General features: G+C 38.8%; 21 protein-coding genes. 13 read left to right on the top strand and 8 right to left on the bottom strand.

The window, feature by feature from the left end:
• Nucleotide 1: 1 nt before the first annotated feature.
• The gene (locus EGI32_RS17290; protein WP_255156611.1) at nucleotides 2-463 is read right to left on the bottom strand and encodes a DUF1573 domain-containing protein; all 462 of its coding nucleotides are present in this window, start codon (nucleotides 461-463) and stop codon (nucleotides 2-4) included.
• Nucleotides 464-587: 124 nt separating this feature from the next.
• On the opposite strand from EGI32_RS17290, the gene EGI32_RS17295 reads away from it, so the two are divergent.
• The 10 genes from EGI32_RS17295 (at nucleotide 588) to EGI32_RS17340 (ending at nucleotide 14,584) form a co-directional block, all read left to right on the top strand.
• On the top strand, nucleotides 588-2,975 hold the full coding sequence (locus EGI32_RS17295; RefSeq protein WP_255156612.1) for a thiamine pyrophosphate-dependent enzyme: 2,388 nt from the start codon (nucleotides 588-590) through the stop codon (nucleotides 2,973-2,975).
• Between the two features lie 13 nt (nucleotides 2,976-2,988).
• Entirely contained in the window at nucleotides 2,989-3,837 is an 849-nt protein-coding gene (locus tag EGI32_RS17300) for a hypothetical protein (RefSeq protein WP_255156613.1), read from the top strand.
• 432 nt (nucleotides 3,838-4,269) lie between these two features.
• On the top strand, nucleotides 4,270-4,560 hold the full coding sequence (locus tag EGI32_RS17305; protein ID WP_255156614.1) for a hypothetical protein: 291 nt from the start codon (nucleotides 4,270-4,272) through the stop codon (nucleotides 4,558-4,560).
• Nucleotides 4,561-4,837: 277 nt separating this feature from the next.
• Nucleotides 4,838-5,317, top strand: a complete 480-nt coding sequence (locus tag EGI32_RS17310; protein WP_255156615.1) for a hypothetical protein — start codon at nucleotides 4,838-4,840, stop codon at nucleotides 5,315-5,317.
• 554 nt (nucleotides 5,318-5,871) lie between these two features.
• Entirely contained in the window at nucleotides 5,872-6,276 is a 405-nt protein-coding gene (locus EGI32_RS17315; protein WP_255156616.1) for a hypothetical protein, read from the top strand.
• Between the two features lie 23 nt (nucleotides 6,277-6,299).
• Nucleotides 6,300-8,906 (top strand): tyrosinase family protein, encoded by a 2,607-nt coding sequence (locus EGI32_RS17320; RefSeq protein WP_255156617.1) that lies wholly within the window; start codon nucleotides 6,300-6,302, stop codon nucleotides 8,904-8,906.
• Nucleotides 8,899-10,491 (top strand): SCO family protein, encoded by a 1,593-nt coding sequence (locus tag EGI32_RS17325; protein WP_255156618.1) that lies wholly within the window; start codon nucleotides 8,899-8,901, stop codon nucleotides 10,489-10,491. Before EGI32_RS17320 ends, EGI32_RS17325 begins: the two co-directional genes overlap by 8 nt.
• Before the next feature lie 1,577 nt (nucleotides 10,492-12,068).
• Nucleotides 12,069-12,785: a Shedu anti-phage system protein SduA domain-containing protein gene (locus tag EGI32_RS17330; RefSeq protein WP_255156619.1), complete on the top strand. Its 717-nt coding sequence runs from the start codon at nucleotides 12,069-12,071 to the stop codon at nucleotides 12,783-12,785.
• A 165-nt stretch (nucleotides 12,786-12,950) separates the two neighbouring features.
• Nucleotides 12,951-13,859, top strand: a complete 909-nt coding sequence (locus tag EGI32_RS17335; RefSeq protein WP_255156620.1) for a DNA adenine methylase — start codon at nucleotides 12,951-12,953, stop codon at nucleotides 13,857-13,859.
• Nucleotides 13,853-14,584, top strand: coding sequence for an HNH endonuclease (locus EGI32_RS17340; RefSeq protein ID WP_255156621.1), 732 nt, complete (start codon nucleotides 13,853-13,855; stop codon nucleotides 14,582-14,584). Before EGI32_RS17335 ends, EGI32_RS17340 begins: the two co-directional genes overlap by 7 nt.
• Nucleotides 14,585-14,716: 132 nt before the next feature.
• On the opposite strand, the gene EGI32_RS17345 is transcribed toward EGI32_RS17340, so the two are convergent.
• Nucleotides 14,717-15,274 carry a hypothetical protein gene (locus EGI32_RS17345; protein WP_255156622.1) on the bottom strand — a complete coding sequence of 186 codons (558 nt, stop codon included), beginning with the start codon at nucleotides 15,272-15,274 and terminating at the stop codon, nucleotides 14,717-14,719.
• Nucleotides 15,275-15,468: 194 nt separating this feature from the next.
• Between EGI32_RS17345 and EGI32_RS17350 the strand changes: the two genes are divergently transcribed.
• Nucleotides 15,469-15,699, top strand: a complete 231-nt coding sequence (locus EGI32_RS17350) for a helix-turn-helix domain-containing protein (RefSeq protein WP_255156623.1) — start codon at nucleotides 15,469-15,471, stop codon at nucleotides 15,697-15,699.
• A 260-nt stretch (nucleotides 15,700-15,959) separates the two neighbouring features.
• Here the strand turns inward: EGI32_RS17350 and EGI32_RS17355 are convergent, their stop codons facing one another.
• The 6 genes from EGI32_RS17355 to EGI32_RS17380 are packed head-to-tail and all read right to left on the bottom strand — an operon-like array spanning nucleotide 15,960 to nucleotide 19,998.
• Entirely contained in the window at nucleotides 15,960-16,193 is a 234-nt protein-coding gene (locus tag EGI32_RS17355; protein ID WP_255153433.1) for a hypothetical protein, read from the bottom strand.
• Between the two features lie 16 nt (nucleotides 16,194-16,209).
• Nucleotides 16,210-16,425 carry a DUF3606 domain-containing protein gene (locus EGI32_RS17360; RefSeq protein WP_255156624.1) on the bottom strand — a complete coding sequence of 72 codons (216 nt, stop codon included), beginning with the start codon at nucleotides 16,423-16,425 and terminating at the stop codon, nucleotides 16,210-16,212.
• Between the two features lie 32 nt (nucleotides 16,426-16,457).
• Entirely contained in the window at nucleotides 16,458-17,636 is a 1,179-nt protein-coding gene (locus EGI32_RS17365; RefSeq protein WP_255156625.1) for a hypothetical protein, read from the bottom strand.
• An 18-nt stretch (nucleotides 17,637-17,654) separates the two neighbouring features.
• The gene (locus EGI32_RS17370) at nucleotides 17,655-18,737 is read right to left on the bottom strand and encodes a hypothetical protein (protein WP_255156626.1); all 1,083 of its coding nucleotides are present in this window, start codon (nucleotides 18,735-18,737) and stop codon (nucleotides 17,655-17,657) included.
• Between the two features lie 9 nt (nucleotides 18,738-18,746).
• Entirely contained in the window at nucleotides 18,747-19,466 is a 720-nt protein-coding gene (locus EGI32_RS17375; RefSeq protein ID WP_255156627.1) for a hypothetical protein, read from the bottom strand.
• Nucleotides 19,456-19,998: an RNA polymerase sigma factor gene (locus tag EGI32_RS17380; RefSeq protein ID WP_255156628.1), complete on the bottom strand. Its 543-nt coding sequence runs from the start codon at nucleotides 19,996-19,998 to the stop codon at nucleotides 19,456-19,458. Before EGI32_RS17380 ends, EGI32_RS17375 begins: the two co-directional genes overlap by 11 nt.
• A 550-nt stretch (nucleotides 19,999-20,548) precedes the next feature.
• On the opposite strand from EGI32_RS17380, the gene EGI32_RS17385 reads away from it, so the two are divergent.
• Nucleotides 20,549-21,118: a helix-turn-helix transcriptional regulator gene (locus EGI32_RS17385; RefSeq protein WP_255156629.1), complete on the top strand. Its 570-nt coding sequence runs from the start codon at nucleotides 20,549-20,551 to the stop codon at nucleotides 21,116-21,118.
• A 31-nt stretch (nucleotides 21,119-21,149) separates the two neighbouring features.
• The gene (locus tag EGI32_RS17390; protein ID WP_255156630.1) at nucleotides 21,150-21,560 is read left to right on the top strand and encodes a hypothetical protein; all 411 of its coding nucleotides are present in this window, start codon (nucleotides 21,150-21,152) and stop codon (nucleotides 21,558-21,560) included.
• Nucleotides 21,561-21,683 lie beyond the last annotated feature (123 nt).

The following is a 21,683-nucleotide window of genomic DNA, read 5'->3' on the forward strand; positions in this document are numbered from 1 at the left end:
TTTAATTGAGGTCTTTTAAACTTTCATTTGTAGGGGCGCTGGTAGCCGGTGTTTTCCAGACTTCACCTTTGATCATCAGCAATTTTGATTGTGTACCGTTATAGGTGATCGTGATGTTTTTGGTGAAAGGGCCTTCTGCCGCCGCATTGTAGCCTACTGTTATTTTTGCTGTAGCTCCAGGGGCTATTACCGCATCCTTGTCCCATTGAGGAGTGGTACAGCCGCAACTTGCCTGCACATTGTCCAGTTTGTAGGGGGGTTTGCCGGTGTTGGTCACTTCAAACTCAGTAGTTACCGGTTTGCCCTGTGGTATCTTACCGAAGTCGAATTCAGTTTTATTAACTGATAATGCTTCTACAGGCGTAGTTACCGCTATTTTCGTAACATCAGATGGAGCGGTCTGGGCAAATAAGGCAGAAGAAGTGAGTAAACAAAACCCTGCCAGTGCAAATAATTTTTTCATTTTAAACTTGATTAAGCGATACCAAAGATAACAAAACGGTTGGTTTTTGATTAAATTGTTATTCTGTTTGCTGTTTTTTAACAATCCGCCATAAAATTAATAAATTTGCAGTAATATACAAGATATGGATACAACCAATCAACACGATGCTGCCACCCAGGAAAAACTAAGTTTCGATCATTTCAGGAACGAGGTTTTGAAGGACTACAAATTTGCTTGTATTAGCCGGGAAACCAGTCTTTTAGGAAGGAAAGAAGTACTGACCGGCAAGGCCAAATTCGGGATTTTCGGCGATGGTAAGGAAGTCGCCCAGATAGCCATGGCCAAGTTCTTCCGCCACGGCGATTTCAGGTCCGGGTACTACCGTGATCAGACCTTTATGTTCGCCAGCGAATTAGCCACGGTAGAACAATTTTTTGCACAATTATATGCCGATCCGGATATCAATAACGATCCGTTCAGCGCCGGGCGCCAGATGAACGCCCATTTTGCCACCAGGATGGTGGACGAAAATGGCAACTGGCTCAACCTGGCCGATCTGAAGAATATATCCAGCGATATAGCCCCCACCGCCGGGCAGATGCCACGGGCCTTGGGATTGGCGTTCGCCTCCAAAGTATTCCGCAATGTGCCCCAGCTGCAGGAGTTACAAAACCTGAGCGACAACGGCAACGAAGTTTGTTTCTGCACCATCGGCGACGCTTCTACCAGCGAAGGACATTTCTGGGAAACCATCAACGCCGCGGGGGTGCTGCAGGTACCATTGGCGGTTTTTGTGTGGGATGATGGGTACGGGATATCTGTTCCTAAAAAATACCAGACCACCAAAGCATCGGTATCACAGGCTTTGTCGGGCATGCAGAAAGAAGACGATACCAATGGTATTGAAATATATAAACTCAAAGGATGGGATTACGCGGGCATGTGCGAAGTGCTGGAACATGCCATCCAGAAGATCCGCGACACCCACACGCCGGCGCTTTTTCATGTGGAAGAGATCACACAGCCACAGGGGCATTCCACTTCGGGTAGCCATGAACGTTATAAAGATACCGACAGGCTCATCTGGGAAAAAGAATGGGATTGCCTGAAGCAGATGAAAGAGTGGATACTCGAAAATGCACTCGCCGAAGAATATGAATTGAAAGCGATTGAAGATGCGGCCGTAGTGCATGTGAGGGAAAGCAAACAGAAAGCGTGGGATCGTTACCAGGCGCCGCTGAAAGAAAAAGTGGCAGAAACGGTGAAACTCATTGCTGATAATGATGGCGGCCTTGCCGGCATTAAACAAATGACGGCGGCGCTTACCGCAACGCGTGAGCCGATGCGCCGCGACATCCTGAAAACACTCGCTAAAACCATCGACCTGCTTCAGCTAAACAATCCGGCAGGTGTGGAAACGGTCCAGGCATTTTACAACGATTATCTGGCCGAAAGCAAAAAATTATACGACAGCCTGCTTTACAACGAAGGGTCGAAAAACGCCCTGGCTGTGGAAGTGAAACCAATCCGTTTCGACCAGGATGCACCTACGGTGAATGGGTATGAAGTGTTGAATAAATATTTCGATCAGCTGTTTACGCACAACAATAAAGTGGTGGCATTTGGAGAAGATCTCGGGCATATCGGCGATGTGAACCAGGGCTTCAGCGGCCTGCAGGAGAAGCACGGCAACCAGCGCATCTTCGATACCGGTATCCGTGAGCTCACCATCATGGGGCAAGGGCTCGGCCTGGCATTGCGTGGCCTCAGGCCGATCGCGGAGATACAATACCTCGATTATTTATTATACGGTTTGCAGCCATTGAGCGATGATGTAGCTACTACACATTTCCGCACGGCGGGTCAGCAGAGTGTTCCGCTGATAGTACGTACCCGCGGCCACCGGCTCGAAGGTATCTGGCATAGCGGATCACCAATGGGAATGATCATCAATTCGCTCCGTGGAATGTATGTGTGTGTGCCGCGGAATATGACGCAGGCAGCAGGCATGTACAACACCTTATTACAGGCCAACGATCCGGCGATCATTATAGAGTGCCTCAACGGATACCGGCTGAAAGAAAAATTACCCGCCAACCTGCTGGAATATACAGTGCCCTTGGGCATTCCGGAAGTGATCAAAACAGGCGACGACATCACCCTGGTTTCTTACGGCTCTACTTTGCGCATCGTGCAGGAAGCAGCCACACAGCTGGAGAAATTAGGCATCAGCTGCGAAGTGGTGGATGTGCAGACATTGCTGCCATTCGACATTCATCACAGCATCGTGGAGTCTTTGAAAAAGACCAGCCGCATCGTGTTCATCGATGAAGATGTGCCAGGTGGCGCCGCGGCTTATATGTTCAATAAAGTGATGGAAGAGCAGAAAGGGTATAAATACCTGGATGTAGCCCCAAGAACACTCACCGCACAGGCGCACCGCCCCGGTTATGGCAGCGATGGGGATTATTTTGCCAAGCCGAATGTGGAGGATGTAGTGAGGGTGGTGAAGGAGATGATGGGGGAGTAATTACGAATTACGAATGTTCGCCGTTGTTGGTGAAAACACCAACAACGGCGAAAATGGCGAAAAACACCAACAACGGCAAATGGTGATCGCCGGTCGCGATACTGATTCCAAATGCGCATATAGCTCTGCACTTATATTATTGATAGTTATGGTAATAATTGAAAGAGATGAAGAAAACTATAAACGTTTTGGTTCGCCCATTGATGAGAGAGATTTAATTTATTTCTTACAAAAGCATATCACCCCAAATTTTACAGATTTTTATGGCCAGGAATATTGTGCTGCTGTTTCATTAAATGACGGCACGATCCTTCCGTGTGTTGTATTCAGGCATAAAAGAAAAATGATCGATCTTATATATGGCGAATTGCATAAAAAAAGATTGAGCAGGGGTGTAACAAATGACAGACCTCATGATACAGAGTTTGTACAAAAAAATATCATTGAACATCATCTTGTTGCTGAAAATATTGTCAGATTTAATGATGAGATCACCAAAGTGGAGAAATGTAAATTTGCCATGCCGGAAGAAATTTTAAAAAAGATCAACGGCGAACCAGCCCATTTTTTTCTTGCGAAATTTAAAGACGGCAGCTATGCAAATTTTCGTGTTGGTGAAGGGCCATTTTATGAGGTACCAATTGATAAAGAGTTAGAAAGCATAACAGAAGTATTCAATTCAACATTAATGCTGCATAATGGTGAGATTATTTCAATAGAAAAATTAGCAGATTGGAAAACCAATGAAACTAATTTTAAAACGATACATCGTAGTAAGCCCTATTTTGCCTGTTACATTGGACAAAGTAATCATAATGACTTTGCTGAAAGCATAGATAGCGTAAAAGAAAGATGGACGTAAGATAACCAGGTAACAAGATATTGACAAACGACAACACTGAGCACATGTGCCACTAAAAAAGATCAGCAGAAATGCTGATCTTTTTTAGCAATAAATAGTTGAGCGCGCCCTATATATTTACCGGATCCTATAAAATGTCTATGATATTATTTTAAGCCAAATTTTAGTATTTGTATTTATCAAATGAAATGGTTAGTATTGTTATACCGTAACCTTATGTCCTTCACTTACATGTAATTATTTTCAACAACACTCAGTTTGTATTTGCGAAGCTTTTTTATAGGTTTATATATTTTTTAAGGCTTGATATACAGGGTTTAAAAAATATACGGAAGTGATGTATTGGGAAAGTTTCGTGAAAATATGAGTTAGCGGCAGTTTCTTAAATCTTTAGGCTGCGGTTTAGCAATGCAAAAAATCAAAAATCTCTTTATGAGTAAATTTTCAGATTACACATTTGAAGATTACAAAATTGAAGGATTTATTGAAGAGATATTGTCATTAAAGGAAATTACACTGGCAGATTTCATCAAAGCTTTTGAAACACATTTGGACTGTATTGAAGATTACCGAAAGTTTAGAGAATTAAGTTTTGGAGAGAATATGAATCCATTTACAATAATTCGTCATATTTTATACATAAATAACTCTAGATTGTTTCATACTCTTCTTTTCGATTTACAAAGAAATAATTTCACAAATTGGTTTTCAGAAAATGGGTGAACTGCCGCTAACATCTGCGAAATAAAATTTAGTAAAAGACGGTTACTTTGTCATATTCATATAATTAAATACATATGGTAGATGCTGAAAAATTGAAGTTTAATCCAAAATCGGGAAAAAAATCTGAAATTTTAATACCTGAGATTAAGAAAAAAAGGAAGAAAAAAAAGCATATCTGCCTTTAATTCTATCCATAATTGCATTAGTTATATCACTTTTACAATTAATCTTTTCGACTCCTTTTTATTTAGATTATTATAACAAGGCAAACTTTGAAGTGGTTGAAAAACATTCAGTTTTCGATTACCAACATATAGTTCCCACTTATAAAATAGTTAATAATTCTAGCAATACTGTAAATCACATAGAACTAGACTTGCAATTATTACCAAATGACAGTATGGAGATATATCCTAAATTCCACGCTAAAGTTATAACCGACGAAAGTAGTATTGGAATAAGATACACAAACGTTAGATTAGAACAACTTGTTCCGAATGAAGGCGCTTTGATTATTATTCGTTCAAAAATTAGCGAGGTTATTAAAAACAACAGCCAATTTCTGGAAGATGCAAAACTTATCAGGATAGGAAAAGATAGTGTTTTTATTTTTTCGTTTAATGCAAAGTCAGAATATTTAGTTTATCCATCCATACAGGGAAAATTTGATAAAGGATTCGGAAACATAAAGCGTCAGCCGATAAAAGATATATTCAATAAACTCGAAGAATTAAAGTTTATCACAATTGAAAGATAGACGTTATGCTAAATCCATTTTAGCAATACTATATTTATTGGTTTCCGCCTAAATTGGCACCATTCGAAATATAAAATCATCTTTACCCCGTAAGTCGTCGCCCGTAGTCTCCCGACCATTACGTACCATACGTATTGATCTGCCCTTAAATCATGAATACATCCCCATCAGGGGCATTTATATTTTACGGCTATTAGATTTGCATTTTTGAAAGGGAATTAGTAGTATTGGAGCACCGTAACCTTATGCTCTTCACTAAAAATTATCTTTTCAATAAACATACTTGTATTTACGAAGCCGGAGTTGGGGTTCGTATATTTTTTTAATTAGATGTTGCACAGGGGTTTAACAAAATATGGGCAAGGACAGAAGGGGGAGTGGTTTCGCATATTTATAAGTTGGGCGAAATGCACTCTTTAATTGTTTAAAAACTTTCGTAAAGCACTACGCCCAACAACGTATTTGCGAAATAAAAAGTACGGCATTTACTTCGCAAATCGCCGTATTGTGCACAATTGAAGAGAAACAAAATCTTTACATAAAAAATTAAAAAAATGGAAAATCCAAAAGACATAACAGGAAAGTGGCTTTATAGAAGCTTCGTTAACAATGCTAACCCAGATGAAGATCCCCAATTATTCGGTCAAGGAGAATTGACCTTTTTACCCTCAGACTTTGGTCATCTCGCTGGAGACTTTGATTTTAATCAATGGGGTAAAATGACAGTTAAAGGAACTGTACATTTCGGCAATCCTTTCCAACTGAGATTTCAGGGAAGAGGAGTAAGAGGAACAGGAGCTGAAGAATGGATATACGATTATACTGGTTACTATATACCTAATTGGGTTGAAGGCATAAATCAAGTCCCTGCAATCGTGGGAAGTGTGATAAGAACAGAACCACACGGTCAGGCAAAAGCGGGAGTTGTGGCTTCGTTCATTATGGTAAAAATGAATTAATCAAACCTGAAAATCAAATAAGAATGAAATTTATTCTCAAAATAAACGGAAGCGAAGACAAAAACGCTGAATTTGTTGGCTGGACTCCTGTAAAGTGTACACTGACGATTGACGGTTACAACGGAGATACACCTATGCCGGTAACAATTACACCAGAGGATAAAAACAAAAGTGGGCGAATAGACCTGTATCTTGATAGCACAACAAGTGCTACACCTATTGCTGAAATAAAACATGATTTTCAAACTGCAAGTGAACTCACTTTCTATGTAGCAGGTAAATTTGACCATGCAAGTGTTGCGGAGAAGGATACTTATATTCTTGTTAAACAAGATTCCAATGTTGTGCCTGAATTGAAAAAGGACATGATGGTTAGGGTGAGGAAGAATGCAAACAAATTAAATCAGACAGAAATTGATCTGTTTTTAGATGTCTTTGTTCGTCTCAATATTACTCCTACCTCTGAAGAATATAAAGGTGTATACACTGTTAAACCATCTACACTTTTGCATGAAATAGTACTGATGCATACATATGATACTTCTTTTGAAATTCATAACAGAGAATCTTTTCATCCATGGCATAGAGCATACTTAATGCACTTAGAAAGAGAAATGCAAAAATTAGCTCCCGAAGTTACCATTCCTTACTGGAAGTTTGATGAAAAAGCTGAAAATGTATTTAACGAGCAATTTATCGGTAAAACTAAAAAGTTAGAATTGGATGATCCAGATAGATATTTTGACACTTCAATGCCGGATTTCAGCCAAAAAAACCCATTGAATTGGTATAAAGATCACACTTTGTGGGGACCTTTAACAAGATCATATCACGAGACGGATCCAGCCATTGATAAATCATACAAAGCAATAAGGAATGAATCCGAAATTATCAACCACTCAGATGAATTTATTGAGTGGTGTAAATTTGAAGAACGCAGCTCGCATAACCAAGCTCATAACGCATTCAATGGCAGGGTGGTGGATATAGGCAAAGACCCTGTAGACCCACTTTTTTTCTTGATGCACAGCAATGTAGATAGACTTTGGGCATTATGGCAACTAACATACGATAGATATGATCATACGAATATAAAAACCTATCCAATTCCATATTCGTTCGATGGAAGCAGGGGAGATGAATGGGCCGATGCCAACCATAAAAAACTCGATAGGCGTTCCAGTTTTTATAATGTAGGTAGCTATGATCTTGGAAATTTTGCTAATGATGAATTATGGCCATGGGGTTTGTATAAGGAAAAAGATGAGAAAAAACCAGATGGGAGTTCTAAGGATGCTGTCGATAGGCTTAGTCGACCATGGAGAAGATATACTGAAAATGGTTATGGCAGTGCGGTAGTCCCAGAACTTTTCTTGAAGTTTCCAGAGTCTTCAATTTCAGATTTACCACAAAGACCTCCTACAGTTAAAGATACAATTGATTATCAGGGAAGGGTTAATCAAAAATCTGGATTAGGATTTGATTATTATGATATTCCATATTTTGATAAGGATAAAAAAAATATTATAAAGCCAATAACGATAACCAGAGAACATTTCAATGATACTTTTTTAAATGAAGAACTTTCTGTTGATGTAAGATTCGAAGCCGCTAAGAATGCATTTCTTTTCAGCGATAAAGATCAAGATGCTGCATTGAAGATAATAGAAAACCCAAATGCAGAACTTGATATCCAATTAAAAGCTATTGAACTTGTATCTGACTCAAGAGCAAAATTTCTTGACACAGCTCTTTTGGTAATTCAAAATATGGACAACCAATACAATGAGAAGGTAATTTTAGAATTGATTCGGAAGATCTTTTCTGCTAAAAGATCCAATCCGAATTTTGCTTCCCGAAGACCCTTCTTCTTTGATATTCTTAGAGGTATGCTCTATAGAGACAATTTAAAGCTTCGTCATCAAGCATTTGAGATTTTGGCTTCTCAAGGAGATGAAGTTGTAGAAGAAATTTTGTCGAAAGAAGTAGCAAAAGCTATTAAAAATAAACAGGCAGAAAATATAGAAATCAAAAAAGCAAAGCGTGATAACAACACCATTATCACCCTAATTGAAGCGATTTTTTTACTTAGATACAATCCCAAAAACCAACATGCTGGATTATTCAGAAAATTAGTCACTGGAAATCATAATGAAAAAACTAGAAAAGCAGCCATTGAAGCCCTTGGGAATGATCCTGAATCAGCTGAATTACTAAAAGCGGTTGTAACAGATCCTAATGAAAGTTTTAAAATAAGGGAGGCAAGTGCATCATCTCTGCATAACCTAAATCATGAATTGATGAATGAATTAGCTGCTCAAATCATTGCTAAACCAGAACCAGGCGAAGGCATAAAGTTATTTAGAAGTACGAGCCCAAATCCTGATGAAGTAGATTTTAAAGCTGGTTTATTAAACATGTTGACATTTACTGGCGACATAAACGCATTAAAAGATAACGAAGAATTAAAATCTTCATTGCGAGAAGTAGAGTCTCCCAGCACTCAAAACAAAGCAAACTTTAAGACATCTTTAGAAGCTTTTACTACTATAGGAACAGATGAGCCCACCATTCTTGAACAAATGGCTAAGAAACTTCTTACAAGAATAGAAAGCAACAGCAATGAATAAATCCAGTCTTACAAAAGATACCACCGAAGAAGAAATCGGAAAGGTATTGGACAAAATTCGTAAAGGCGAGTTGTCCAGAAACCTTTTATTAGACCTTCTTTCTGAGCGGCATAACGTTTATATAGAACGTCCCGGCTATCAGATGAACCGAATCAAAGGCTATGCACTCGCTTCTTTTTTAGAGGTAGGGCTGCCTGATTCAGCCATGAATTTTGTTTTGGATGAGCTACAAAACGGAAGAAATGCCTACATGGTTGGAGCAGCGGCCAGAGGTTTGCGTGGTGCCAAACAACCCAAGGCACAATACGCGAGCTTCCTAATCCAAGCTATTTATAATCTTAAATACCATGATGATAGTTTTGATCTATCAGTGTTTAAGCCAGATTGGCCACTGAAAAACCCTTCTAATGGACGCCTTGAAATTTTCAAAACGCTTCAATGGCTAAAAGGATATGCTACAGGATCAGTGCCTGAACTCAGGTCTTTTCTAAATAATACAGAAGACTTTACTCCTGAGATGCGTGATGAGATACTGAAAACTATCCAAGCAATTGAGGAAGACCAAAGAGAACTTGACCTCAGTTGTTGCGAAGTTGAAGGGAAAAGCACATCACGGTTCTCATGGTTATGGAAAGGCATGCGTAACGTTAGAACCATTGGGAACCTAAGCGTCCAAAACGAAGATGGAGCAACTCAAAAACTTGAGGATGTAATTGACCAAAAGTCAACGGTTGTGGCATTCTTCTATACAAGATGTATGAACCCCAATAAGTGTACCTTAACCATTAACAAAATGGGTTGGTTACAAAGTGAATTATTGCAAAGGGGATTGGAGTATAATGTAAATCTACTTGCATTCACTTATGATCCAAACTATGACACACCTGCTAAAATGCGAGTATTTGGAGAGAACAGAGGAATAAAGTTTGGTTCAAATACTCATGTTTTGAGAACCCGTCCCGAAGAATTTGGCATAATCTCAGACTTTTTTAAACTTGGAGTCAATCATGTAGCTTCTACAGTCAATCAGCACAGACTTGAACTATTCATTCTGAATCAACATGGTGGTATTGAAACAACCTACACAAGATTACAGTGGGAAGTAGATAATGTAGTTTCAGATTTAGTAAAAATAGTCGAATCATCGTCAAAACGAAGATGGAGCTCCAAAATTTTATATACGACTCAACAAGTGGTCTTTCCTATTCTGGTTGTTTTCTTTCCAAAATGTCCCTTTTGTTGGGCTGCTTACCTAAGTGTGTTTGGAATTTCGGGACTTCATAGTATTCCGTATAGCCCATGGTTGCTGCCTGTAATTTTCGGTGTGATGGTTCTTAACCTAGCATTCCTTTACAGAAAGGCAATAGTGCGAAATGGTCTATTCCCTTTTTGGATTAGTTTGATTGGAACATTATTGGTTAGCATTGGATATATTATCACTTACAAGCTGGTTTCCTTTTTTGGAATAGGTTTAATATTCACTGGAGCAGTCTTGAACAGCCTATCATTCAAACACTGGAGTAAAGTTGCATATTGGGTTGACTCATTGTGGCGAAGCTTAAGGACAGATTTTCAATTGAACTAAATAAACAAAAAACTGTGCACAACATCGTATTGGCAATAGTGGGGCTGACAGTTATAAACTCAACATTTGTAATTCTATTGGGCATTTGTGCAAATGTTGGGCTGACGTTTTTCAAATGCCCCACCATCGCCAATACGTAACCGTTGGCTCCTATATTTATAAACCCACTTAAGTAACATCTAAAGTATATTTAGGCTTTGTTTATTAAACTATTTCTTTGCGCTCTTTCTAGTATCATTTTCACAACTTTTAGTTTGTGTGGACAGAAAGTTTTTATACAAAAAGACAAAAATAAAATTCTCCTCAAACCTAATGCATGGATAGGTTTGACAAGTAAAAGCGATAGCATTAAATACAGTAAGGAGAATTAAATTTATATATATATCAAACAACTATTGACAGCTTAATTATCCGGCGACCTTATAATTATTTATGATACCATTGTTTTATATTATGACGGATTATATAAAAATTTAGATTTTGATTTTCACGTAGGAAAATTCTTTAAGCGAGATAAGCAACAATATGTTACGTTGAGAAAAATAGTAAGCTATGAGTACAAAAAATTTGCGTATACCGACATTGCGACAATAATTTATCCAACACATTTAGTTAATGAAGAAGGTTGTGTTGGTTGTTTTTTTGTTCCCGGCATTAACATTTGGTATTTGATTTCTTCAACTAACAGGACAAAAGCAAAACTTAGAGACATGACTAAATGGAAATTTATAGTTGAATAATACAGCAGCCAACATTGTTATTGCTTCAAGTGGGGCTCAACATTATGACAGCAGCTAATTGCAAATCCCAGATTCGTTTTCAGAAGGCGAATAGTACAATAATGAATACCCCACCTGGGCATTTTTATTTTACGGTTTTTAGATTTGCATTTTTGATAGGGAATTGGTACTATTGGGGTGCCCGAACCTTATGCTCTTCACTGGGAATATTTTTTTCAATAAACATACTTGTATTTGCGAAGCCGGAGTGGGGTTCGTATATTTTTTTAAATAACTGCTGCACAGGGGGGTAAAAAAATATGCGTTAGGGCAGTATAAGGATGTGTTTCGTATATTTATAAGTTGCCTGAAATTGTAACGACATCACCAATCATAACAAAATGAGTGAATCAAAAAAAACTAAGACATATCATTTTGAAAAATCTGCGTTTCGCAAGCACCAATATCACGACAGAATCTTTGTAGACTTTTGGGTTTCGTCGCATTATCATTACGCAGTTAATAGACAAAATTTAGATATTTTGATGCACTTAAAAATTTTCTTAATGACAATACAGCAATAATTATTTATCTGACAACAAATCCGTTGGTTACAAGATTTCAATATGTCGACCAAAATATTGTGGTAAATATTGATAGCTTTATTAACTTTTGCAGCAACATTGGTGACAGTAAAAAAATAAGGAACGAGCGAAGGCTTTTTTTGGTCAACATATTTCGTTATCAAATCTAAACTTCACAGAGAAAGAAAAACAAGATTTTATTGAAGCAAATTTATCTGAAAAAGACTTACTAAATAAAATCCGAACGTTTTCTCCTGAATCCCAAAAAAAAGTCTTGGATGCTATTTTTCAACTTGAAAGTACAAATGAACCAAGAAATTCATTAATCTCATCAGAAAGCTTTATTTCAATTTTTACCAAATTTATATCAGATAACAAAATTCAAGAGTCCATATTAGAGTCAATACCACAAATACAATTAAACTCACTCAAACAAATAAAAGAATTTGTAAAAGCGAATCTTGATAAAAATGAAACTTTTTTCCAAAACTGGATTGATGAAAATAAAGGGCAATTTCGTAAGCAAAGATGTTTAATGTTTGGCATAGAATATATTGACCCAAAGAGAGAAGGTGAACTCAATAGAAAAAGGTTCGATATCTTGGCAACTCAAAACAGAGAAAGACACATTTTAATAGAATTAAAATCCCCTACCGCAGACGTTTTTGAAGTAGATGAAACTGCAAATAAAAATGAAGGAGTTGCAACTTCATATAAACTTTCTAGAGAACTTTCACGAGCAATACCGCAGATTCTAAATTATAAGAAATTATACGCCCAAATGAATACTGAAACAGTTAAACAACTTGGCATAATTCAAAAAAAGGAAATTTCAGAATGCATTATAATTATTGGACAAAGGGTTGACGATGACTTATGGGGTGAAAATTATAAATCCTTATGCGACCATGTAAGCATAAAAATTCTTACTTACACTGACTTAATCGAGAAAATGGAAAATACGATACACAATCTTGAACAGAATTTGTAAAAAACTATAGCCAACATTAGATTTTATGCAAGTTGGGCTGACGGAATAATAATCTCCAACCTTCATTAAGCCCTGCACGTTGGTCGTAATTGTACCAGACCGACGTACAGGCACAACTAGACAAACAAAAATTGCTATATTTGGCACTACAACTTGACACAGATTATGAAGTTACCGCATCCCATACCATACCAAGGAAGTAAACGGAATTTGGCAGACCAAATTTTGCGTATGTTTCCTGGCCATTTTGACAATTTAATTGAACCTTTTGTAGGTTCAGCGGCTATAACCATTGCTTCGGCTTATTATTTTAAGGCTAACAGTTTTATTATCAATGACATTAACCAACCATTGATTAGCCTTTGGGAAAAAATTATAAACAACCCAAAATCAATGGTTAAATCTTACCACGATATTTGGCACGGACAATTAGGAAACGAAGAAGAATATTATTATCAAATTAGAGATAAATTTAACGATACAAAACAACCGGAATACTTACTTTTTCTTTTGGCAAAGTGTGTAAAAGCAGCAGTTCGTTACAATGCACAAGGCGGTTTTAACCAAAGTCCTGACAAAAGGCGTTTGGGAAGAAATCCATCTTTAATGCGTGATGACATTCTAAGGGTATCACAACTCTTGAAAGGTAAAATACAATTTTATTCGACCGATTACCAACATGTGCTTGACCTTGCAACGGCTGATGATTTAGTTTACATGGACCCACCTTACCAAGGAACAGGTTTAAATGGCGGTTTTAATTATGCTGGCAACATTGAGTTTGACAACTTCGTAGTTTCACTTTTTGAACTTAACAACGGCAATGTACCATACATTTTAAGCTATGACGGGCGGACAGGGGATAAAACTTATGGCAGTCCTTTACCTGACAATTTAAACCTTACAAAGATCGAGATAAATGCAGGGCGTTCATCACAAGCAACCCTTCTGAACAGAAACGAAATAACATACGAGGCTGTTTTTTTATCACCGGCTTTGGTATCAAAAATTGACTTGCAGAAAGTTACAGGAAAACAAAATTATCAAACAGAACTTTTTGTAAACAAATGCTAGAAGAAAAGAGAGTTTACCCCAAAGAATTTTTAGAATACGTTCAATCCATTACTAATAAAAGGGCGAAAATTGTTATTGACCATATTTTAGCTCATGGTTTTATTACGACCGAAGACCTTGAAAAAACTTACGGTTATAATCATCCGCCACGAGCAGCAAGAGATGTTCGTGAAGCAGGAATTCCACTTGAAACTTTCAAAATAAAATCACAGGACGGCAAATCAATTGCAGCATACAAGTTTGGCGACCTAGCAGCATTACAGACCAATCGTGTTGCAGGTCGAATTTTGTTTTCAAAAGATTTCAAACATTCGTTATTTATAGCTTGTGGCGGACGTTGCCAAGTTTGTAATGGATTATTTGAAGAACGCTATTTGCAGGTTGACCATAGAGTTCCTTATGAAGTTGGCGGTGATGTTACTGACAGAGAACCTGAACATTTTATGTTGTTGTGCGGTTCTTGTAACAGAGCGAAATCATGGAGTTGTGAACATTGCGACAATTGGAAAACAGAAAAGCAACCACCAGTTTGTATGCAATGTTATTGGGGCAGTCCTGAAAATTATAATCACATTGCTATGGAACAAGTAAGACGACTTGACCTGCAATGGAACGGTGACGAAATAAAATATTATGACGCTTTGAAAGTCATTGCAGACCATAATAATATTGAACTTCCCGAATTTATAAAACAGCTTATTGCGGACAGAACTAAGCGTAAATAAAAATTATGCCCAACAGGGTTTACCAAAATGGGGGCTGACGAATAAAGGCTCGAATTTAGTTTTTCAATTTAATTTTAGTGCAAAGCGTTGGGCTGAAGTGCCCTGATTTACTCCACTTCAGCAAGTGCCTAATCAGTTTGCCTCTCTCCCCCTCACATCCACAAACCATCCACCCTCCACCACACCCACCATCCGCATCCTCCATTTTTTCAATTCAGCAGAGGTGAAACACCCTTCAATACTCCCATTCATCAACGCAAATTCCATCAGTTCCTGCAGTACCTCTTCCCAACCTCGCATTACGCCAAATTTTTCAAAAGTATAGTAGGGATTTATATACTCCTCCCAACTAAGATAGCGGGTAAGTGATGCCCACTCAGCCGTGGCCATACTATCAGGCATAGTTAGAGCCAGGTATTTTGAAAGTTCGTTTTCGTGTAGTATGGCAGGAGATCTTCTGCCGGTGCTGTAGCAGATAAATTCAGCTGCACTGAATAGCTTAAATAGCTGCTGGCTTAAAAATATAAGATTGGCAGGAGCCCCCTTATCATAATATTTCTCTTTACCGGCCCATTTGAATAATTTATTTGTTTCTTCCAACGCTTCATGTAGATGAAAGCAATCGTAAAAATCGTGGATCGCCTCGTAGGCTTCTGTAATACTGGAAATGGTTTTTGTAGCTTGTTTCATTTTTATCATTTGATGGTGAGCGGTACATCAAATAATATTAAAAACGTTTCCCGCTTTAAAACGGGAAACGTTAGGCTTTCCTGTGCTTAGATGTACCAGATTTCAGAACGGAAAGTTGATAAAATAAAGATACAATTAATGCCTGACATCTGGGTCATTTATTTATAAAAATATTTTTAGTCTATTTGCTTACTATGACCAAATTCATCAATACGAAATTGCTGCATAAAATTGGAGTGACAATTAAGGAAGTCCGAATCAAGAAAGGACTAACGCAGGAAGATGTATATACGGACACCGGTATACATATCGCACGCATGGAAACCGCTGCCAGAAATTTATCTATAAGTAGTTTGTCTGTGGTAACAGACTATTTTGAAATCAAACTTTCCGATTTTTTCAAACTAGTGGAAAAACAACAATGATTGTCTAAAAAAAGAGATGTTGTAGAAACAACATCTCGTATGATTACTCATGTATTGAAACTGCCATACCCCGCTGCTACCGGAATCATGTGGTACGAATTTAAACTGCCGCAGTAAATATTTCTATTAGTAGCCTAGCTGCGTTGACCGATTATTTTGAGATAAAATTATCCGACTTTTTCAAAATGGTTGAGAAGGTACAATAAGAAACAGGATGCTGTTTCTACAGCATCCTTTACACATAAAAATAAAAATAAGTTTTAATGCCAAACCGCATTTGCCATTTTCCATTTAATACATCTTTCTTTCACCGCCCATAGCAGGTAAGCTCGTAATGCACTTTCATCCAATTCGATCGCTGCATTATAATACATTTCAAATACGGCCATGCTAATACTGTCGGCAGCCGGTTTGGATCCCGTCAGGATTCTTGCGTACCTTGTTAAGATAGCATCGTAACGAAAAGCGATATTAATCAGGGTACTTAGTTGCATATAATTCAGTTTAGCGTTACTTAGTTCCATAACATCCCAATACAAAGCGGTGTTTCGCTTTAATGTATTTCACAATATTTTTTCGCATAGGCCCGGCCGCCCGTATAGCTCCGCTGATAGCCTGGTGACTGAGCATGTGATAGGTACGGTGCAGATATTCAACTTCTGAGGGGTCAGCAGCTGCTACGCGTATACGGTCTTGTTTGCCTTTGAGTTTTTTGTTGTCTGCCATTAGTTGATTTTTTAAAAATTTGAGAAAAAAGATTACGCCGCTGCATATTTGCGGGCAAGATTAAATACTACCATAATCTTATCGCGAAACTTGTTTACCAGATTTGGGGAAAATTGAGTGCCTTTTCTCTTTAGCGTCTTTACCGATGGGGTGATGGTATTTTTTGTACTGAATACTTCCGATACCCACCGGATCACTTCACTGAAATTTTCATTCCGGATGATCTTCGCATCCATCAAGACGTGTACTGCCAGGCTTAATTCTTCCACCGATAAATCCAGCTTCACTTTTGCGTTAGCCTTATGTAATTGGGGGCTGCCGGCATTTAATTGTTCGTGTTGGTAAACCTGCTCCAGGTATTTTAGCTCGTCGGCTATAAGCAACGAAAGGGATTCGGAAATGGAGGGGAGTAGAGAGTTGTAACGGGAAGAATATAGCAGGCTGGATTCCCTCATTAGTTTCTGTTGATGGTAGTAATACAACAGCCGCGATTTTGTATCCAAGAGTTCATTTGCCCGGCCAATTATCAAAGATTTACAAAATTCATAGAATAAGTAATCGTTGTAATTTTTTCCTATCAAAAAAAATAACACAAACTCTTCATTCAACTCTTCCGTTTTCAGGCCTTCGTCCCAGCTTTCGATAAACGATCTCAAAAAATCTAACCGCCGGTAGGTAAAAGTTTTGTCTTCATCGAGATAATCGAGAAATGGCTTTTTTGCGCAGGCCTGCAACAGAGGTATTATATCTGCTTTACGAAAACCTTTATCAATCTTTTTCAAAAAGTCTACCACTATCTTCTCCTGGTCATGCCTCATTTTCTCCGGAATGGTTTGTTCATAATTTCTGTGTGCGCAAAATTGTTCCTGAACAAACTCCAACAAGCCCTCTAATTTTTCGATAAAGATTTTAAATGCCTGCACGTTATGTTCCGGCATCGGTTTAGCGCCCTTGACACACTCTTTGATGTAATGATGGATCAAATCTAACGATGTAATAATATCCCTTTCATAAAGTGGTACATAATGACTTAAGGTGGCATAGTCATTGGTACGTAGCAGCGTATATAAATGTACTTGTGCGCTGGTCACCGATTCGGCAATCGATGAAATAAATACTTTATTTTCGGAGCGGAGCAAAACGAAATCACCTGCTCTTTTTCCGAGCTTATTCTTAAGCATTTCCATTATTTTATGAAATTCATATTGCATACAGATAGTTTTAGCAGGCTATTTTAATGACTGGGTAATCCTAAGGCTTGGGATAATGCCTTTAAAAAAATCATGAAAGTAGAAGGTGGGGTCAATTCGCAGGGAACCTTTATTTACAGATATCCTTGCTACTTCCAGCTTAAACGAGTGATTGTTGTAGATATGATCCCGGCGTTTTACCAGATATCCCAGCATGAAGTTGGGATAAATCCGAAACGGTTTGTTGGGAGACGTCAGGTTGATTGTTCTATATCCCGCTATTAAAAAATTATTCTTCATCGTTTTCGAAACTCCGTTATGCTCTTTTGAAAAAGTAAAATGAGTTTCGCTTCCTATCCAGTATTGTACCTGCATATTGTACTGCTCTATTGCGAGCCCCATTCCAAGATGAACAGAGGGGACAAAACGATCTTTGTAATTCTGGGCACTTAACGAAAAATCAAACTTTAGGATGACCTGCTTTTTATATGGGTTGTAAGCTTTGAGTATTTGCTTTTCGGGATCAGCTTTCAGGTAAAGCATCCCTTTTTGTGTATAACCCCACAGGTGATCATTGTCCCTATCCATAGTCTTGAGGATAGCGTTATACCTGCCATTGTTATAAGAGTCGATTCGATCCAGATCATTAAGAAGAAGCGTAATCCGTAAAAATGGAGGTTGCCCCTGCGAGGATGGAGTGATACTGTAAACATTCAGATAAACGGTGTCCTGGCAAAACTTTACCGGTTTGCTATTTCCTTCGTACAGCAGTAGCCGCTTTTCCTGAGGCGGAATAGAACTCCAGCTTACCACTTTCATCAGCGTATCGTAAAGGCTTATATTAAGCTTCCTGGCCGATAGATCATCCACAAGGCTATCCTGCATTTGGCGGTAAGTGGTAATAATAATGTTGAATAGGGAGTCCAGGTTTGTTTTTAATGGCGCGCCACCCATATCGTAAATATCGATTCGCATGCTATTGTTCGCTTTTAAATCAATGAAATAACTACAGGTGAAGTTTTCCATTTGCTCAATCTTACTAGTTCGTTTTTTGAGCAATAATTGTGCGTTACTAGTGTGATAAATCATACACATGGATAGTAAGAGGATAAAAATTTTCATAAAACAACTTTATTGATTAATTAAATTATTGGTGTCTTGCGATTGCCTGATAATTGCTGGTTTAAAAAGTGTGTCTTTTTTCTTAAGCTGAGGTTTATGATCTATGCGCTGTTGAAGCATTTGCCAGAGATCATTATCTGTTATCCGAACCCCTTTTGGTGGTTTTACGGTTAAACTATCTTGGGCATGCCTTACCTGATCACTGTCTTTAACAGCGGCCAAATGAATGTCTGGGTTGGGAAGTTGACGCTGGTTTTGATCAAGCCGCTCGTAGAATTTATTATGCTGAAGTGATTCCTGTCTTACCTTTTTATGGGGTGTTATAAGTGTTGTTGCGGGGCGCCCTGTGCGCTCGTCAGTCATCTTATTTCCCCTGGAAACAATTGCAGGTTTTGTGGAACGTAGGTTTATAGAATCTTCAATCATGTAAGACCTATCAATTCCAATATGGCTATTTGTGGCGATAGCTGTTTTTGCTAGTTGTGTTGTTGAACTTTGTCTCCAGGCAAAAAATATGGCGAGGCCAAGCAATATAACACTACAGGCAGCCAGTGCCCGAACCTGGCGGCGGATAGCTCGTTTCCTGGAACTTGCTATAATAACCCTCTGAACTTCCATTTTAATGAGCACATTTTGCCATACACGTTCTTTCGCGTCTTTCATGTATTGCTGGTCAGGATGTTTTTTATACTGGTTATCGCCCAGGTCGGAGGTTTCATTAATTTCCATGATTTGGTGAGTTTGAGATGATGAGTGATTGTAAATATGCTTTCGACCGCTTCAGGTAAATGCGGGATGTGTTGATATTAATTTTTAGCAGGCTTGATATCTCGGCGTGTGATAAACCTTCGATAGCCGACAGGATGAATACAGATCTGCCGGGTTCCCGCAATCGCATAATCAAGTCCATCAGATCTTTTGCAGACAAATTCGCCATAACAACGTCTTCGAACGTTAACTCCCGGACGGCATTTTCTTCCGCCGTCATCCAATGGCCGTAAGTGCGCCTATACCGGTGGCACTCAAGGCGAATAAATCCTTTCAACCAATTGATGACAGATTTTTCCCCCTGGTACTTGAATACATGCAGCCTTACAAAAAATGCTGCAAAGCACTCTGATACCACATCTTCAGCATCGTGCCGGTTTTTCAATCTGACATTACAATAAGTCAGGCACTCTTCATAATAGTAGTCGAACAGCTTGCGCTGGGCATTGACATTTTTTTTAGATGCTTGTTCGATCAATTCTGGTACAGTCATGTTTAGGTTTTTACGGGTTTATAAATACTATCGCCACTTTTTGAGCAAAACGTTTCAAAAGAGGCCGACTTTTTTTAAAAAAATTTTTCAGCCATTGGGATCCGGATGAAAAATGCGGCGCAAATGAAGGCATACAATTAGCGTCCTGCAACTTTTTACCGTGGAAAAAACCTCAGGATTTAGGGAGAAAAACCTCAGGATTTGCCGGGAAAAACACCGGCGTTTTATGGTGAAAACAACATTCTTGTGATTTTTTGTAAACTTTTTTAAAAATTAAAAGCCGCTGCTGTACTGGGTTTCGGGTAGGGGCAGGTGCCCCCATGGCCCCTTTTTGCCTGGTTGAATGTTGTTGCTTTGTTTTCAGAAAGAGGGAATGGAGGAAAGGGGATGGAAGGAAAAAATTGAGTATCCAGCCAATTTCGATTTTAGGTGGTGGTGTGCCAGTCGCCCAAAAAAAAGATTCCGCTGACACGAAAAACGTGTCAGCGGAAAATAGAAATGGCGGCTCTGGCACAAAGGCGTCTAAAACTGAACTTTTAAAATTTTTGACATGAGTACACTCAGGGAATTCCGCAAAAAAGCAATGCTCAGCCAATCGACCATGGCTGAAATGCTTAAAACAACCCGGAGCCAGATAAATATGGCTGAAAGAGGCGAACGCCCCTTGCCAGCCCATGCAGTAGAAAGGTTGGAAGAGTTTCTAAAGATTTCAGCAATCGGTGGAAAAATGCCGATAGAGGAGCAACTGAGAATAATTGAAAGTGAGCTGATGTTGGGTTTCGAAGCAAAAAGTATCTGGGAAGCCATGCTTTCAAAAAACACCTGGCAGCAACACTGTCTCCGGCAACAGCTAAGAAAAATGCAGCTTGACTTTGAAGCGACATTGCGTAAAAGCCGCGGGATTTGGCAGGCAGTGCAATCGCTTCCTGCTGTAAATGGAGCACCGGTAGAAATTGATTACCTGGACGACATACAACAAACAATACAACGAAAATTATTGACCTGTGGGAGGATTGCGCAACTCCGACTACAGTTATCAATCGACTTGCTCCTGGCCGAAGCAAGCCTTTTAAACCAATATCTCAATCCGGCGACGGCCGCGAAAGAGAAGCCTATGTGACCATTTTATTTAACTTCTAAAATCAAGTACAATGGAGTACTCACTCTTATTATTGACCACAGTGGCCGACTGTGATGCGCTGTTAACATCGGCAGGGTTGCAAAAACAGGAGATCGAAATTAAAAAGTATCAGCAGGATAAAAAGCGCCTGGGGATCACAAACAATACCCTGAACATAGAAACAGAAAGGCCTGCACTTGAAGCAGAAATTGCTGCCTATGAAACAGTGATTGCCAATCTTCCTGAAGGTGATGCTAAAAAGTCGATGGAGAGCAAATTGAAGAAAACACAGCATAAACTTTTCCTGTTAAACGAAAAGTCGGAAAGCTATGGTTCAGTTGCCATGAATTCCCTGGAATTTCAGATCACCTGCATCGAAAATGACCTTGTTGCAATCGACGACTTCATTGCTCAGATCCAGGGCCGGAAAGCGGCTTTGTAACGCTTGTAGTCCTGCATCGCGGATAAAACCGCCAACCCATGCAGGGGAACGCTTAAGCTGATTACCCCATTCACTCCTGTCTGAACGGCATTTAGCCGGGAGGGCACTCACAAATTCACTCAT

It is taken from the genome of Ferruginibacter sp. HRS2-29, from assembly GCF_024343615.1.
GTDB lineage: Bacteria > Bacteroidota > Bacteroidia > Chitinophagales > Chitinophagaceae > Ferruginibacter.

Excerpts from the sequence above, each read along its gene's own strand:
- EGI32_RS17335 (WP_255156620.1), top strand. The coding sequence starts at position 12,951 with ATGAAGTTACCGCATCCCATACCATACCAAGGAAGTAAACGGAATTTG.
- EGI32_RS17295 (WP_255156612.1), top strand. The coding sequence starts at position 588 with ATGGATACAACCAATCAACACGATGCTGCCACCCAGGAAAAACTAAGT.
- EGI32_RS17345 (WP_255156622.1), bottom strand. The coding sequence starts at position 15,274 with ATGAAACAAGCTACAAAAACCATTTCCAGTATTACAGAAGCCTACGAG.
- EGI32_RS17360 (WP_255156624.1), bottom strand. The coding sequence starts at position 16,425 with ATGGCAGACAACAAAAAACTCAAAGGCAAACAAGACCGTATACGCGTA.
- EGI32_RS17385 (WP_255156629.1), top strand. The coding sequence starts at position 20,549 with ATGAGTACACTCAGGGAATTCCGCAAAAAAGCAATGCTCAGCCAATCG.
- EGI32_RS17315 (WP_255156616.1), top strand. The coding sequence starts at position 5,872 with ATGGAAAATCCAAAAGACATAACAGGAAAGTGGCTTTATAGAAGCTTC.
- EGI32_RS17370 (WP_255156626.1), bottom strand. The coding sequence starts at position 18,737 with ATGAAAATTTTTATCCTCTTACTATCCATGTGTATGATTTATCACACT.
- EGI32_RS17365 (WP_255156625.1), bottom strand. The coding sequence starts at position 17,636 with ATGCAATATGAATTTCATAAAATAATGGAAATGCTTAAGAATAAGCTC.
- EGI32_RS17380 (WP_255156628.1), bottom strand. The coding sequence starts at position 19,998 with ATGACTGTACCAGAATTGATCGAACAAGCATCTAAAAAAAATGTCAAT.
- EGI32_RS17300 (WP_255156613.1), top strand. The coding sequence starts at position 2,989 with ATGTTCGCCGTTGTTGGTGAAAACACCAACAACGGCGAAAATGGCGAA.
- EGI32_RS17350 (WP_255156623.1), top strand. The coding sequence starts at position 15,469 with ATGACCAAATTCATCAATACGAAATTGCTGCATAAAATTGGAGTGACA.
- EGI32_RS17320 (WP_255156617.1), top strand. The coding sequence starts at position 6,300 with ATGAAATTTATTCTCAAAATAAACGGAAGCGAAGACAAAAACGCTGAA.
- EGI32_RS17290 (WP_255156611.1), bottom strand. The coding sequence starts at position 463 with ATGAAAAAATTATTTGCACTGGCAGGGTTTTGTTTACTCACTTCTTCT.
- EGI32_RS17375 (WP_255156627.1), bottom strand. The coding sequence starts at position 19,466 with ATGGAAATTAATGAAACCTCCGACCTGGGCGATAACCAGTATAAAAAA.
- EGI32_RS17305 (WP_255156614.1), top strand. The coding sequence starts at position 4,270 with ATGAGTAAATTTTCAGATTACACATTTGAAGATTACAAAATTGAAGGA.
- EGI32_RS17325 (WP_255156618.1), top strand. The coding sequence starts at position 8,899 with ATGAATAAATCCAGTCTTACAAAAGATACCACCGAAGAAGAAATCGGA.
- EGI32_RS17355 (WP_255153433.1), bottom strand. The coding sequence starts at position 16,193 with ATGCAACTAAGTACCCTGATTAATATCGCTTTTCGTTACGATGCTATC.
- EGI32_RS17340 (WP_255156621.1), top strand. The coding sequence starts at position 13,853 with ATGCTAGAAGAAAAGAGAGTTTACCCCAAAGAATTTTTAGAATACGTT.
- EGI32_RS17390 (WP_255156630.1), top strand. The coding sequence starts at position 21,150 with ATGGAGTACTCACTCTTATTATTGACCACAGTGGCCGACTGTGATGCG.